The 14,849-nt window shown below is 46.9% G+C and carries 13 protein-coding genes; 10 read left to right on the top strand and 3 right to left on the bottom strand.

The features are described 5' to 3' along the window. Nucleotides 1-34 precede the first annotated feature (34 nt). The 4 genes from AAHB90_RS25875 (at nt 35) to AAHB90_RS25860 (ending at nt 2,599) form a co-directional block, all read left to right on the top strand. Complete coding sequence (locus tag AAHB90_RS25875; protein WP_342088129.1) at nt 35-340, top strand: hypothetical protein; 306 nt, start codon at nt 35-37, stop codon at nt 338-340. Then, complete coding sequence (locus AAHB90_RS25870; RefSeq protein ID WP_342088128.1) at nt 324-800, top strand: hypothetical protein; 477 nt, start codon at nt 324-326, stop codon at nt 798-800. Before AAHB90_RS25875 ends, AAHB90_RS25870 begins: the two co-directional genes overlap by 17 nt. A gap of 37 nt (nt 801-837) precedes the next feature. Then, nucleotides 838-1,629: a hypothetical protein gene (locus AAHB90_RS25865; protein WP_342088127.1), complete on the top strand. Its 792-nt coding sequence runs from the start codon at nt 838-840 to the stop codon at nt 1,627-1,629. 118 nt (nt 1,630-1,747) lie between these two features. Beyond that, nucleotides 1,748-2,599, top strand: a complete 852-nt coding sequence (locus AAHB90_RS25860) for a HEPN domain-containing protein (protein ID WP_342088126.1) — start codon at nt 1,748-1,750, stop codon at nt 2,597-2,599. A gap of 114 nt (nt 2,600-2,713) precedes the next feature. Here the strand turns inward: AAHB90_RS25860 and AAHB90_RS25855 are convergent, their stop codons facing one another. Then, nucleotides 2,714-2,905, bottom strand: a complete 192-nt coding sequence (locus tag AAHB90_RS25855) for a hypothetical protein (RefSeq protein WP_342088125.1) — start codon at nt 2,903-2,905, stop codon at nt 2,714-2,716. A gap of 128 nt (nt 2,906-3,033) precedes the next feature. Between AAHB90_RS25855 and AAHB90_RS25850 the strand changes: the two genes are divergently transcribed. Next, entirely contained in the window at nt 3,034-4,176 is a 1,143-nt protein-coding gene (locus AAHB90_RS25850; protein ID WP_342088124.1) for an ankyrin repeat domain-containing protein, read from the top strand. Nucleotides 4,177-4,421: 245 nt separating this feature from the next. Here the strand turns inward: AAHB90_RS25850 and AAHB90_RS25845 are convergent, their stop codons facing one another. Together AAHB90_RS25845 and AAHB90_RS25840 are read right to left on the bottom strand one after the other, a co-directional pair. Continuing rightward, nucleotides 4,422-5,075, bottom strand: coding sequence for a DUF2306 domain-containing protein (locus AAHB90_RS25845; RefSeq protein WP_342088123.1), 654 nt, complete (start codon nt 5,073-5,075; stop codon nt 4,422-4,424). A 246-nt stretch (nt 5,076-5,321) separates the two neighbouring features. Beyond that, nucleotides 5,322-6,464 carry a hypothetical protein gene (locus AAHB90_RS25840; RefSeq protein WP_342088122.1) on the bottom strand — a complete coding sequence of 381 codons (1,143 nt, stop codon included), beginning with the start codon at nt 6,462-6,464 and terminating at the stop codon, nt 5,322-5,324. A gap of 795 nt (nt 6,465-7,259) precedes the next feature. On the opposite strand from AAHB90_RS25840, the gene AAHB90_RS25835 reads away from it, so the two are divergent. From AAHB90_RS25835 to AAHB90_RS25815, 5 genes are all read left to right on the top strand, one after another. After that, the gene (locus tag AAHB90_RS25835; RefSeq protein ID WP_342088121.1) at nt 7,260-7,868 is read left to right on the top strand and encodes an RNA polymerase sigma factor; all 609 of its coding nucleotides are present in this window, start codon (nt 7,260-7,262) and stop codon (nt 7,866-7,868) included. Between the two features lie 157 nt (nt 7,869-8,025). Beyond that, nucleotides 8,026-8,976 carry a FecR family protein gene (locus AAHB90_RS25830; protein ID WP_342088120.1) on the top strand — a complete coding sequence of 317 codons (951 nt, stop codon included), beginning with the start codon at nt 8,026-8,028 and terminating at the stop codon, nt 8,974-8,976. Between the two features lie 36 nt (nt 8,977-9,012). After that, nucleotides 9,013-12,552: a SusC/RagA family TonB-linked outer membrane protein gene (locus AAHB90_RS25825; RefSeq protein ID WP_342088119.1), complete on the top strand. Its 3,540-nt coding sequence runs from the start codon at nt 9,013-9,015 to the stop codon at nt 12,550-12,552. Between the two features lie 22 nt (nt 12,553-12,574). Further along, nucleotides 12,575-14,176, top strand: coding sequence for a SusD/RagB family nutrient-binding outer membrane lipoprotein (locus AAHB90_RS25820; protein WP_342088118.1), 1,602 nt, complete (start codon nt 12,575-12,577; stop codon nt 14,174-14,176). 38 nt (nt 14,177-14,214) lie between these two features. Further along, complete coding sequence (locus tag AAHB90_RS25815; protein WP_342088117.1) at nt 14,215-14,838, top strand: hypothetical protein; 624 nt, start codon at nt 14,215-14,217, stop codon at nt 14,836-14,838. Nucleotides 14,839-14,849 lie beyond the last annotated feature (11 nt).

Here is a 14,849-nt window from a genome sequence, read left to right as displayed (position 1 = left end):
TAATTTCCTATCTTTGAGTGTAAAACTTTCGGCAATGGACGCAATCAAAATAAAGGTAAACAAGCAAATGGATGGATATTCATTTAGTATCTCGCCATCTATTCGTGAGCTCATCAGGAAACTTTTCCCTAATGCTCATCCTGCTAATAATATTTTCGTTGGGTATGACACACAAAGCAATTTTGAAATTTATGCCGGGAAACTGGAGAGTCATATATATCCAGCTTTATTAGGTGTTGAAAATAAGAGTGATCTTGATCAATTCGACGAAATTCAGTTCGTTGACACTCAGACTGGAAACGTACTACACAAAGTAAAACCGCGTGACGAAAAAATTTAATCAATATCTCGGGAAGGCTGGGCATCTGGCAATTATGTCTGAGTTTTTGATGCTCGGCTGGAATGTCGCTATTCCCGAAGTTGATATCGGAGATGACATATTTGTGGTTCAGGACGACAATGGTACATTAAGACGAGTACAAGTCAAAACGTCAACTTCAACCTCACGAAAAGATAGTTTCAGCGACCAATTCAGTGTGTCTGTTAAAAATCTTCAGAATATTTCTAATATCCCGGTTCACTATGTATTCATTGTCAGGCATAACGATGAGTGGTCGAAGCCAGTTATCATTAGGCAGGATTATCTACTCAACCATTTTGAGAATAATAAAATAGGTTCGGAATCTAGGGGAAATATTACGTTCTATTTTTCTTTCACAAAAGGGAAAGCGGAATGTTCCGGGCAAGATTTCACGAAGTATATTAATGATTTTACAGATTTTCCTAAGATAGAGCATTGATTCGCCTATTTCCACCGGTATTTATAATACATATCAAATGTCAATTTACCATTACACGACGATAAAATCATTAGCTCTAATCTTAAATTCAAAGAAAATAAGATTTACGAGACTCGATTTGCTAGATGATTTGAGCGAAATTGATGGGCTAACTGACGAATTTAAAACTCTTTTTTATGTCTCTTGTTGGACCGAAGATAGTGAAGAAAACATATCCCTATGGAGTCTATACACAGATATGAAAGGAATTAGACTTGAATTCCCTAATTACTTCTTTCAAAGTCATTACATAGAAAAGGGAGATTATGGATACTGGGGATATACGAAAGATTTTATTTCACCCCTACCGATTGAAAAAATTAGAACTGATGACTATTTTATTGGAAACCTTACTGGGGAGCAAGATTCATTTTATGTTCAAGTAAATTACACAAGTAACCATACGAAGCTGAAAACAAAGTCTATTACTACAATCAATGATCAGACTCAAGTAACGCCAATTTGCAACCTTTTGCGCTTCAAACATCCTATTTGGAAATTCCAGAATGAATCACGATTTTTCTTGATGTCAGTTCCACTTCCTCCCCTACAATCTTTCAATGGAGATAGAATTGAACAAATGAAGAGTTACCAGGGTATCGGGTTATCTAACGAGCATAAGTTTATAGATGTTGATATTGACACCGCTATTTTGAACAATATAATTGTTCGACTGCACCCAAACTGTGACTATGCGGACAAACTTATAGTTGAATCTTTATTAAAGATGTACTCTTCAAATGGTGAAATGGAAAATAGCAATCTAGACGGGATATTCAGAAGCAAATAAAGATGACCCATTTTATCTCTGTAATAATGCTCAACCAATGACGTTCATTAGAGAACTCATAAAAATTTGCAAAAAACCCGGCAAAAATTAATTGCCTAACACCCCCCCCCACACACACATGAAATCCACCCTCTCCCACCTCCCCGAAGACAAACAGGAAGAACTAAAAACACTCACCAAGATCATTGTTGAAAAAGTCCCCGCCGAAATGGTCATCCTTTTTGGCAGCCACGCGCGCGGCGATTGGGTGGAAGATTTTCAGGAGAATTATGAGTATGTAAGCGATTATGACATTCTTGTCATTACCAAAGACAGGAAGTCTGCCAAGGATGGCGAAAAGTGGTGGGACCTAAACAAATACATTAACGGTAATGATGAGCACACAAGAGTTACCATCATCCAGCATAGCATTGGGTTTGTAAATGATAAAATTGAACGGAATGAATATTTTTTCGTCGATATTTTAAAAGAAGGAGTTATGCTTTTTGATTCGGGAAAATGCAAATTATCTGAGTCAAAAAATATGAATCCCGAGGAAAGACAGAAAAAAGCAAAAGAGCAGTTTGAACCTTGGTTTAGTTCTGCGAATGAGTTCCTGGATATAGATGCAGATTTGGAAAAGGGCCATTTTAAGAAAGCAGCTTTCCTACTTCATCAATCAACAGAAAGATATTATGCCGCTATTCTCCTCGTCTTCACCGACTACAAACCAAAAATCCACGACATAGAGAAATTAGGCAATCAGGCTGAAAAACTTCATTCTGCTTTTGGAACGGTTTTTCCGAAAAATACACCGGAAGAAAAGCGGCTGTTTGAACTCTTGCAAAAGGCATACATCGATGCGAGATACAATATGAACTACAAGATTGAAAAAGAAGAATTAGATTATTTATCCGATCGTGTAAAACTGCTGAGAGATTTAACGGAACGCATTTGTAATGAACGCATTGCGCAATTTACGGAAGGGTGACGCGGGAATACGATTAGCTATTAAGCACGCAGTTATATTGAATATCAATGCGTTCGAAAGTCCCGTAAGTCAGTTCCCGGCCGGGATAATTGTAAATGGTCTCCGCATTACGCATCAAATTGTACCCATTGATGATGCTTCTACCTTATAGCCTTCAACGGCCAGCCACTCGTCGGTGGGCGTACCGGTGGCCAATGCGCTGTTACTGGTAACAAACGATGAAACGTTGTGGATATTCGTGGGTTTGCTGTAACCGTCCAATCCATATCGAAAAATGGCCGGGTCCCGTGTTCGAGCGCTATGCAAATTTTCATAAATTGCGTTTAAACAGTCCATTAACTTAACGAGCCCGGGGATCCATTGAGTCACCCCCCCGCAATCTGCGTAAGGCATTGTCTCGCCGATAGCATCCTCGTATCAAAAATCTAAAACCCATGGCAGGACAACGGGTAGTTACCACAGCGATGCTCGATGCCGCTGTCAAAGCTGGCGACGAGATTGAACTGTCTTCCCTGCTTGACAATTTTCCTCATCCTGAGCAGCTGCCTGACCTGTACCGGGATAATGGTTATCAGCCGGGGAATTTAGCTGAAAGCAATGCCAGGCAAATCATTTGTTGTCACCACTGCTTCGATACCTGGCAAGAATATGCTGCATTCCGCGCCGAATTATCGGAGGCAAATTCCCGGTCTGTTTACTTTGAAGCCGCCGCCGGAGCGATTGCAAATGGTGATATCGATATACTCCGTGGCTTGCTGGCCGCATTTCCCGAAATGGTCCACATGCGCTCGCCGCGAAATCACCATTCGACGCTCCTGAATTACGTCGGGGCCAATGGCATTGAATCCTGGCGGCAACAAACACCCTACAATGCTGCAAAAATAGCCCAATTGCTTTTGGAAGCCGGAGCCGAGGTTGACGCCTGGGGAGATATGTACCGCGGCACTTCCACCCTTGGGCTGGTGGCTACCAGCGTACATCCGGTTATCACCGGTGTACAACAGGAGCTGATGGATGTTTTAATCCGTCACGGGGCAGACCCGGACCACGCCGTCGCCCCTGATTACACCGAAGGTATGCTCATACTGGCCTGTATACATAATGGCAGGTACGAGCCGATTCACTACCTGGCCAGACATGGTGCCAGGGTTGATTTTGAAGGGGCCTGTGCATTGGGAGACCTCCAAAAAGCCCAGCTGCTTTTCGCAAATGCCAGTCCTGAAAAGCATGCTATGGGCCTGATCTGGTCGTGCCAATATGATCACCGGGAAGTAGCCGCTTTTTTGCTTGGTCAGGGCATTCCCATCAACATATATATCAATGGAACCACGCCATTGCTTGCAGCGGCCTACGAGGGCCAGCTGCAAATGGTCAAGATCCTGTTGGAGCGTGGCGCAGATATGGAAGTCACCAATGATTATGGTGGCACGGCGCTGGGCCAGACCCTGTGGTGCCTTTCCCATCATCGCAGGTCAGCGCATATGCAGATCATGGAGCTGCTTATTGCCAAAGGAGCCATTATCCATCAAGACTGGCTGGCCTCTATCAATGAACTTCGTAAGCAAGCGCAACCGTAAACACTTGCCTGACCGAAGCAGGATAGCTATTTGAATATTTACTGGCTGACCTCGGTTTGATAAAGAAGTCTACGTGAGCGCCTTATCGCAGGGATTGGCACATGACAGCAGTATGCTACGCCCATTTAGACGGGAAGCTTTCTAATAGCCGCTGCCTGATTGGTATGGTTTCAAAAATCAGTCCGTTAAAAATTCGCCAATTCAAAGATGATAAACAACAACGAAGTCCTAGATGATTTTGCCCTTCAAGAACTCGTTTGTACCTGTTCTCCGAGGTTCCTGACTATCAAGTAAGCAACAATCATATTCGGTATCCAGCACGCCCATGCAACAATGATATAAGCTGTAACAAAATCATTAAGGATATACACCAGCAGTGGTAGAAGAACTCGCAGTGAAACGGCGGCAAGACACGCCGCGTAGCTGTATACCATCATTTTTCGGTGCCTGTCGATGTCTCTTTTTACAATTGACTTGTATCCGCTGAACGTAGTTGTAAACCAGGCGAATGCAAGACAGAGAAACCCCGCTGTTGCCATGACGCCTCCGGCTGCATAAAATGCTATATAACCGGCTGACAACGAGCTCACCAGCGCCATCACAGTGTATATTTTCCCGATATTGCGGTGCAATCCCGGTTTGGCTATTCTCAGTCTGTGGTTGAACTGAACCCATCCAATCATGAGTGCTAGCCCACCGGTGCTGATGTGCAAATAGAATGCGGAATTCCAAATCATACTTCCCAATACTGCCGGGCCCTTGTTTGCTAAAATTCCAAATCTTTCAGACACAAAATATAGAACCGGGTAGAACCCTATTACCGACGCCAGTAGGGCAATCAGTATCCGGACGACCGCTTTAAATTTCGGCTGCACTCTTTCATATAGCATTGTTTCCATTTTCTCTTATGATGCAGATAAGCTAATCTGGGTTGCGTCAGGGCACAAGTAAGTTGGATGTGTGAGGCAACGTTCCCATATTTTTGTGAAAGGTGCTCGCAGCCGCAATACCCATACACCAATATACCGTTCTGGCGGCTATTCCTAATATGCGTTCTGGCGGTCAATTTGTCACGAAATCACGCGGTCTGCGGCACCGCATTTTCCACTTCCCCGCCTATCCATATTGTTGATAAGTCAGCGCCCTTATTTAACGTTGACAAACACATTGATTTTACCGACGCCGTTCCCATCGAAATTCTGTAAGGCTTTACCCAGAACTTGACCAGCCTGTACCCTGCCCTTATCGGCCTTCATCGCAACGCCAGGTATCGACGAAGTGACCAGCAAATCACCTCGCCGGATCATACCGCCCTCCCCACATACCTTCGTGGGAATCACACCGACGACACCCATGGGCACTTTTCCGGTTAGATCGCTATCGATATTTTCTTCGGTCAGCAACACGCCCGGCTTGGTCGCATACACGCCTAGCACCAGATCCGAATAGGCACCGGCGCTTTTTTCAATGGTGCGATCTCTGGACGTAGCGATACTTAGAACATCGCCTGGCTCATAATCAGAAACTTCGCTGAGTACGTCGAATGATTCCGCGATATCAGCGCCACTGTTTTGAGTCCCTCCGTTAAAAAAGCCTACTCCTGTTTTGCTGATGCGCACTACATTCACACCGAAGTTTTGGAAAATCGCATGATCTCCGCCTGCTCCTGTATGGTCGGCTGATATGGTCGTCCCTAAACCTGCGTTGGAAACGGAGAGTACCGGATTGGGAGTCCACGTGTTGAAGTTGACAAACCGTGCGACGCCACCTATTCCAGAGAATGAATTAGAGCCAAAAATGGCATGGCCATTGCCGTATGCGGTGGCTACTACTCCATTCCCGTGGCCAAGAGCATTTGCGATAATGCCATTTCCCTCTCCTTCCGTCATCGCGACCAAGGCGTGGCCAGCACCCTGATTCTTAATTGAAAACAAGGGGGTCGCATCGTTCCCGGACCCGGAGTAAGGTAATGTAAATGCCGCATTGTTGATCGCTACCCAGCCCGTCCCGTTTTTGAAATACCAAAAACCTTTTGCATCCGTGTCATAAACCAGCAAACCGTCCGCGGGAGTCAGGATAGCTGTGCGCTGTACCGTTGTCAGGCGAGGAACCAATACGCCTTTTTTGTCAGACGTCACATCGAGTTGTGCGCTTGCGTCCGGCATAGTGGTTCCGATGCCGACCTGAGCATCGGCCGCTAATGCCATAAGGACCAAAAGGGCGGTAAGGGGCACAGCATTCCATTTAGAACGGGTGGAAAAGACATTGGAAACAGACGTTACATTCATAAACATAAGGTAATTATTGCGCACTATTAAAAGCTCCGGACTTGCCGGTAACTGTTTTTATCTTGGTGACAAACTTCAAACCAAATCTGGTGTTGCCTTCACAATATAGCAGTTCAAAGCAGGATAATTATCTCGAATGTTCACCTTCTTCCTGTCGACCGCGCTGACGAAATTATTTTTGCTAGCTAAGCTAGCTCGAACCAAAGAAGTTAAATATTACATGAGACTGAGGGTGAGTATAATAGCGGCAAGCTACCTTATTGACTCTACCGCGCGTTAAAAAAATACTCATTGATTTGTCTTCTGTTAAATAATATGCTCTCTGTAATACAAGACGTGCTCCATACAAATACATTTCAATCACCTCAATTGGCTAATTTGCCCTTTGCCACTTAAGAACTTCCTGGCTGGCGACGAATGGCAATAACCCAATCATAACCCTTACAAAAATGACGAAACTTGTCAACCAACTCGGAGTAGAGAGTCATGATGTTCACAACTGACCTGTGACCAGAACAATCCCGAAAGATGGGCGGTACGGTTTTTCCGCTGCCCGGGACCCATTTTGTGTTAATTCAATAATAAACTATAATATTTATACAAAATTTGTCAAAAATTAAAAATCGAAGTATAATTGTTAAGTCCACATTTAGTTACAGAAAATAATAGTTGGCCTTTTCTTTCTATCGCCGCGCATCGCCAAACTCTTATTTGTAACTGGTCCAGCCGCAGGGATTAATGGATTGTGTATAAATCGAATTCATACATGTGATGACATTTACAATATCCTAAACCATGACCCCCCACTACGACGAAAGATCGTTGGTAAGGCGAGTTTCAGAAGGTGACGAAAAAGCCTTTTCAGAGCTCTACTATCGCTACAAGCCGGTTTTATACCGTTTTGTATTCAACATCCTGAAATCTGCGGATCAGACAAACGACTCCTGCCAGGATATTTTTATCAAAATTTGGGAGGATCGCACCAGGCTGGCGGATGTCTTTTCTTTCAGGTACTATCTGCTCACGGTCGGTAAAAACCACAGCCTCAACACCCTCAAAAAGATACTCGCCGATGAGAAAATGCAGAGTGCATTCGTCAGCGCCTACAATGAACGTACCAATGATCTGGAAGACGAGATCCAGTCCACCGAGTACAAACAATTCATCACTTCAGTTTTCGAAACTTTAACACCTCAAAGCCAGCGTATTTTCCAGCTTTGCCGCCAGCACGGTATGTCCTATGACGAAGCTGCGCAGGTAATGGGGGTTTCGCGAAATATTATCAAGAAACACATGGTGAGATCGATGAAGATCTTTCGTAATGCGGTTGAAAAAGACCTCGGCATTGCGTTTCATTCTTTACTCTACTCTTCCTGCACAGCAATTAGCAAATACTTTTTCTAGCGTGATATGCGACAAAACCAAACATTATGCTGCGACTCAGTCGAAATTGCAAAATAACGCTCAAAAATATAAACTTTCTCCAAATATTAATTATTTCTCAGAACAGGGGGATCCTGCCGCCCGCCGGGAACTGTCTTACAGTTGAGAATCGAAAACTATGACTGATCCCAGATTACTTCGGAGGCTTGTCGAGAGATATTATGCAAACGAGGCGACCGCCGAAGAGCTTGCTGTTTTTGCACAACTGCTCCAAGAAGGGGTGTTGGACAACGTCCTGAACGATTACCTGGATGAACAGATCGCCGGAAAGTCGCAAGAGCCTGAAAATGCTGAAAAGAATTGGCTGCCACGCAGACATTTCTGGAAATACGCTGCGTCGGTCGGCCTTTTACTGATTAGCGGATATTTACTGACAATCAGCTATCTGGCAAAAGACGATTACATTACCGTTCAGACTGATCAGTATAAAGAGAAAAAAATAGAATTGTCGGACGGTTCCATTGTGACATTGAACCGGAACAGCGAGTTTACCTATCCAAAAAAATGGACGGGGCTGACTCGCGAGGTCAGGCTGGAATCAGGCGAAGCTTATTTTCAGATAACCAAAAACAAAGATTATAAATCGTTCATCGTCCACATGCCCGACAAGCTGGAAATTGGCGTGCTAGGCACGGCGTTCAATGTGACAAGCCGCGGGGGCGAAACGCGTGTATACCTGGAAACGGGTGAACTGGAAATTGATTGTGAGGGCAAAAATGCCCATTTAAAACCCGGCGAGCTGGCCTACTTCAATGCATCAACAAAAGAACTGGAAGTCAAAGAAGGCAATGCCGACGCATCGCTGGCATGGAAAGATAATATGTTTTTCTTTGACGACGCCCCGCTTTCGGAAGTCGCTGAAACATTGAAAGACTTCTATCACACGGATATCGTGATGGAAAGCAACAGTGGACAAGACCTGAGATTTACGGGAAAAATGTCCCGCGCCGATATGGATGCGGTGCTCACGATCATCTCCCGCACACTTCAGATCGAAGTCAAGGCAGACACTAGCCGGATTGGCCCGGCCGGCACTGCTCCGGCCCCTCTCCCTCAGCTATCGGATTAGTATCTAACTAATTTACCTACATAAACTTGCAGACTTATGAGATTCATCTTATCCAGGGAGAAATTCCTGTGGCTGACGTTTCTTTTGCCCGGGGCTGTCTGTCCGGCAAATGGGCAGGGGGATGTTTGGGCACGGGGAAACGATAGGCAAAAAGCGGGGACCGTGAATGTGCGACCTACCACATTAACCGAGGTTTTACTGGAACTGGAAAAAAAGTACAACATTACTTTCGCTTACCAGAAAGGTCAATTACAAGGAAAACGTATAGCAAGACCGTTAGCAAAGGATGAGCCGCTCGAAAAATATCTGAATGATGTCCTGGTGCCGCTGAACCTGTCTTATGAAAAAGTCCAGAAAACCTATGTAATCTCCGAATCCGTGAGGCCGGTACCGGTTAAAAAAGGCGGGTTGCCCGAACAATCACCAAAGGTTTTGCTTGATGTCCGGGTAAAGGGAAAAGTATCGGCTAAGGAAGACGGGGCTGCACTCGCAGGTGTGAACGTGATCGTGAAAGGCACCCAGATAGGCACCACGACGGACACAGAGGGAGCTTATACCATTCAGGTACCCGGACCGGAATCGGTACTGGTTTACTCCTTCCTCGGTTTCACGACGCATGAGGTACCCGTTCAAAGTCAGGCGGTGATAGATGTGCAGTTACAGGCAGATACCAGGCTGCTTAGTGAGGTCGTGGTGACGGCAGCGGGTATTGAAAGACAGTCGAGTACGCTCGGCTATTCGGTTGCTACATTGAAAGCCCAGGACCTCGCACAAAAAAGTGAGCCTGATCCAATGCGAGCGCTCACAGGCAAAATGGCCGGTGTGAACATTCAGGGCGGTGGCGGTGTAGCAGGTGGCTCCACCAATGTGACGATCCGCGGAAATTCATCACTGGGCAACAACAACCAACCGCTGTATGTAGTTGACGGTGTCCCATTTGACAATTCCACATACGCACCATCCGGTGACCGGCAGACTCAAAGTAACCAGTCGACAGCAAGTCGGGCATTTGACATTGACCCTAACAACATCCAGAGCCTGACGGTTCTGAAAGGTGCGGCGGCGGCGGCGCTATATGGCTCACGAGCCGCAAACGGCGCGATCATCATTACGACAAAGGCATCTGCGAAAAAAGGCAAAAAAGGTACAGAGATCACCTACACCTCTTCCTATTCGCTGGAAGAAATTGCAGGATTGCCTGACTACCAGCATACGTACGGGCAAGGAACGAACTTTGATTACCGCACAGCTGTATACGGCTCCAATGGCTCGGCATATAGCAGCCGCGAAACAATCCCTCATCCGCTCGCCCGACCCGGGTACAATTCCACGGATTTCCCTTCATTTTATATGGAAGATGGCGTGACGCCCGTACAGGTTCCTTACCGATCATACGCGGGCAAAAGTCAGCGGGATTTTTTCAGGACCGGCTCGGTATTTGAGAATGGCCTGACGATTAACAGCGGTAGTGAAAAAGGAAATTTCACAGTCGGTTTGGGACGCACCAATAACAAAGGGATCGTGCCTGGCAATGAAATTTCGCGCACTTCTTTCAACGTGGGCGGCAATCTCCGGCTCGAAAACAAGTTTTACACCCGCGGAACAATCAATTACGTAATGACCGATCAGAAAAGCCCACCGATCGGCGGCAGCGGTGATATCATGAGCAACCTCTATTATCTGCCCACCAGCTACGATCTGTCGGGACTGCCATTTGAAAACCCGAATACAGGCGCGAACGTCTACGACCGCGACGGTCTTGACAACCCTTACTGGTCGGTACGGCACAGTCCCTCGACATCGAACGTGGACCGCTACTATGGCAACTTTGTGCTCGGATTTGACCCAACTCCCTGGCTGAACATTCAAAACACGGCAGGTTTTAATGCCTACACCGACCGCCGGATGAGCGTTTTGGGAAAGGGCTCGTCGGTTTACGCAAATGGCACGATCAACACGGATCACATCTACCGCCAGGAGCTCGACAATACATTGCTCTTAACCGTCACAAAAGATCTTACACCGAACCTGGCGATCCGTGCGATTCTTGGAAATAACATCAACCAAAGAAAAACAGAGCGATCCGCATTCAGCGGCGACAACATTATTACGGCGGGGATTAACGATATCACCAATACTTCAACCATCACATTGGGCAGTCTCCCGAATAACAGGGCGAGGATCAAACAGCGGTATTTCGCATTTTTTACCGATGTAACGCTGGATTACAAAAAATTCTTGTCGTTGAACATCGTGGGCAGGAACGATGTATCCTCTACCCTGCCACCACAGAACAGAAGCTATTTTTATGGCGGTGCAAACGGCTCTTTGGTTTTCACGGAGGCATTCAAGATGAACAACAAAACGCTGACTTCCGGTAAAGTGCGACTGGGTTATACGCGTGTCGGCAATGAGGCTAACCCCTACCTTACTACGAATGTATTTACAGCCAATGCAGATGCAAATGGACTCGGCGCACCGTTCTCCAATGGTGTGGCAACAAATGTGAGTACATTGACCATGTCCGATATTTTGACCAACGCAAACCTGAAACCCGAGTTTATTACTGAATTTGAAACAGGTACAAACCTGGAATTTTTCAATGGCCGCTTTACATTCGATTTGACTTATTACCACAAGAAAAGTACCTCACAGATCTTTACGGTAAGATCGGCGCCATCGACAGGCTACACCGACCGGATCATCAACCTTGGCCAAACTTCTAACCGCGGAATCGAGGTAACCCTGGGTGCGACGCCGATCGAAGCGCCAAATGGTTTCAGATGGAATGTTGATGCCAATTTTACCAAAAACAAAAACATGGTGGACGAACTGGGGGGCTTTGCACAGCTCGTTTATGGCAACAACGTGCATATCGCCGGACAACCCTATGGTCAGATTTATCGCGGACGTTACGCGCGTGACGAAGAGGGAAATATCCTTGTAAACCCCCAAACGGCGAAACCGATCTCGGCATCCACCTCAGGCGTGGTAGGAAACCCGAATCCCGATTTTATGGCGGGTATCAGCAATACACTATCCTTCAAAAGGTTCACCCTGGGTTTCCTTTTTGACTGGAAACAGGGTGGAGCGATCTATTCGAGCAACATTGGCGAGGCGATGGCGCGTGGAGTGAGCAAGGACACAGAAGACCGCTACCGGCTGCTGATCGCCCCGGGAGTATTGGGAAATGTCAATACGTTACAGCCGATTTTGGATGAAAACGGCAACAAGATCCCCAACAACACTGCCATTACGGTGATCGATTACTATTTCTCCGGGGGGTATGGTCCCGGTGGAGTTGCGGAAGGTTCGGTTTTCGATGCCACTGTATTTCGTCTGCGGGAGGTTTCACTTGGCTACCAGGTGCCCGCCGGCATTTTGAACAAAACGCCGTTCGGGGCAATCTCCATCTCAATCAGCGGACGCAACCTTTGGTACAAGGCACCGAATTTTCCAAAATACATGAACTACGACCCGGAAGTAAGTACCGGCGCGGCCAACAATGCAGGTGCGGATTCTTACGGCGTCCCCACCACACGTCGCTACGGTGTGAATCTGCGAATCAGTTTTTAATCCTATCAAAACCGAAAGTATTATGAGAGGAAAATACAACTTATACAAAATGCTCCTGCCGGTATTATTACTGGTGGCGAGTTCCTGCAAAGATTTTGTGGACATTAACAATGACCCCAACAACCCTACCGAACCGACTTTGGCGTTGCTTTTGCCCGCAACACAACTGTCGCTGGCAGGACATTTCAACGCTGTCAATGGTGCCGGATCGGCTGTAATGCAACACTTTGCATCGGGAAACCTCAACCGATGGAACCAGTCGGGAACGACGTTTTCGACGGCCTGGTCCGGATTTTACACCGCCACCATTCCCGATCTCGAAACAATTATCCGCGAGGGGACCAAGCAGCAAGCCTGGGGCTATGTCGCTATCGCCAAACTGGAAAAGGCCTATTTGTACAGCATCATGGTGGATTTATGGGGTGATATCCCCTATTCGCAGGCAGTGGGCGATTTTACCGATCCAAGCCTGGACAAAGGGGCTGAAATCTATAACAGTCTTTTTACATTAATCGATGAGGCCTTGGCTGATATGGACAAAAGTTTCTCGGTCTCGTCGAGTTCCGACCTGTTTTATCAAGGATCAAAAATCGGCTGGACGCGCATGGCCAATTCATTGAAACTGAAAATGTTCATCCAGATACGATTGGCAGACCCGGAGCGATCAACGACGGGAATCAAAAAGTTGCTCACCACCAATGCGCCATTGATCACCGAAAACGCGCACGACTTTACCTTCAAATATGGCACAAACGTCACGCCGAATGCCCGCCACCCGTGGTTCACTTCCTGGTACAGCTCGGGCCGGGGAGGTTATGTGAGCATGCCATTGGTGAATTATCTGAAAGACAACGACGATCCCAGGCTGCGCTATTACATTTTCCGTCAGAATGCCAATGCAGGGCTGGCCAATTCGATGAACGGCGAGGGGTACTACGGCCGTGAACCCGGCGATGGGACTGCCTCCCCTGCGGACGCTAACACAAGGGCGCTGGTGGGCATTTATCCTGCCGCGGGACTCTACGACAACGGCACCATTAAAACGTTAACGGCCGGTAATGTTTACCTGAACAATACCGGTGCAGTTTCTACCACTACCTCCAACTCCTTCAAGATCCCGCTCGCTACGTCCGGCGACGGAACGGGCGCGGGGATCCTTCCGCTGATCACGAATTCCATGGTCAAGTTTATGCGCGCCGAAGCAGCATTGACGCTGGGAACAGGCGAGGATGCAGCACAGCTGACGACAGACGGCGTGATCGCCCAGCTCACGGCCGTAAGTGAACTGGCCGGCAGCAACAAGGGAACCGTGATACCAGCCGCGACGATTTCCGGGTTTTCGGATCGGGTAAAAGCAAAGTTTACGGCGGCGACCGAAGCTGGGAAAATGGAGCTTCTAATGACTCAGAAGTGGGTCGCATTGTTCGGCAACGGGATCGAGTCATACAATGACTACCGCAGAACAGGTTTGCCCAAACTGGCTGACCTGGTATCTCCGCTGGACGTGTTCCCGATGCGTTTCTATTACTCGGAAACGGAGCTTACTTCGAATGAATTGCTCATCGCAGACCGGGAAGCCATCCAACGGGCACAACAGACTACTCCGGTGTTCTGGGACAAATAATTTATCAAAACATGTCTGAATTTTTTAAACCTGCTGATATGAAAAAGTTGTTTGCGTACACCATACTAATCGCGGCCATCGCGATGGATTCGTGCAAAAACGTGGAATATGACTGGGAAAAATACACGACCGCTGCTACGCCGGATGTGACGGTCAATATTGCCAAATCAGCACTACCGACCGTGCAAACCGGAAATGTTTCTTTTTTCAATATGAAGGACCCCAACTATGCGACGGACCAGGAGTTTGAATGGACGCTGAGCTATCATGATTTCGGGAGAACAACTGTGCAGTCAATCGAAGTTTACCTGAGCTATAACCGGAAAGAATCGAGCCCGCCTGCGTATCCGATCACATTCTCGCTTGCCGGAGAATTCCCGAATATTCGTCAGTTCCCGCTGCCGAGTACGGTACAGGCTACGGATAAGCTGTTTGAAACGGTGACCACCTTTCCAAAAACATTTACGCATACGCCCGCGCAGTTAGCCGAATTTACCGGGACCAACCTGGCCAATGTGAGCGTAAACGACTATTTCCTGTTCAAATTCATATTGACGATGGGCGATGGGAGAAGGATCGTGCAATACCAGGATAACGGATGTGACGAATCCCGGGGTGAGCCTTGCGACTGCCGTGTAGGTGTCCGTTTTAAAAATCAGTAAAATTGTGAATG

Source organism: Dyadobacter sp. OTU695 (assembly GCF_038440355.1).
Taxonomy (GTDB): Bacteria; Bacteroidota; Bacteroidia; order Cytophagales; family Spirosomataceae; genus Dyadobacter.
This window is presented reverse-complemented; position numbering and strand designations above follow the sequence as displayed.

What these genes read in the sequence shown, in the direction of transcription:
- AAHB90_RS25875 (WP_342088129.1), top strand. Translation starts at nt 35, where the DNA reads ATGGACGCAATCAAAATAAAGGTAAACAAGCAAATGGATGGATATTCA.
- AAHB90_RS25865 (WP_342088127.1), top strand. Translation starts at nt 838, where the DNA reads ATGTCAATTTACCATTACACGACGATAAAATCATTAGCTCTAATCTTA.
- AAHB90_RS25860 (WP_342088126.1), top strand. Translation starts at nt 1,748, where the DNA reads ATGAAATCCACCCTCTCCCACCTCCCCGAAGACAAACAGGAAGAACTA.
- AAHB90_RS25850 (WP_342088124.1), top strand. Translation starts at nt 3,034, where the DNA reads ATGGCAGGACAACGGGTAGTTACCACAGCGATGCTCGATGCCGCTGTC.
- AAHB90_RS25845 (WP_342088123.1), bottom strand. Translation starts at nt 5,075, where the DNA reads ATGGAAACAATGCTATATGAAAGAGTGCAGCCGAAATTTAAAGCGGTC.
- AAHB90_RS25840 (WP_342088122.1), bottom strand. Translation starts at nt 6,464, where the DNA reads ATGAATGTAACGTCTGTTTCCAATGTCTTTTCCACCCGTTCTAAATGG.
- AAHB90_RS25835 (WP_342088121.1), top strand. Translation starts at nt 7,260, where the DNA reads ATGACCCCCCACTACGACGAAAGATCGTTGGTAAGGCGAGTTTCAGAA.
- AAHB90_RS25830 (WP_342088120.1), top strand. Translation starts at nt 8,026, where the DNA reads ATGACTGATCCCAGATTACTTCGGAGGCTTGTCGAGAGATATTATGCA.
- AAHB90_RS25825 (WP_342088119.1), top strand. Translation starts at nt 9,013, where the DNA reads ATGAGATTCATCTTATCCAGGGAGAAATTCCTGTGGCTGACGTTTCTT.
- AAHB90_RS25820 (WP_342088118.1), top strand. Translation starts at nt 12,575, where the DNA reads ATGAGAGGAAAATACAACTTATACAAAATGCTCCTGCCGGTATTATTA.
- AAHB90_RS25815 (WP_342088117.1), top strand. Translation starts at nt 14,215, where the DNA reads ATGAAAAAGTTGTTTGCGTACACCATACTAATCGCGGCCATCGCGATG.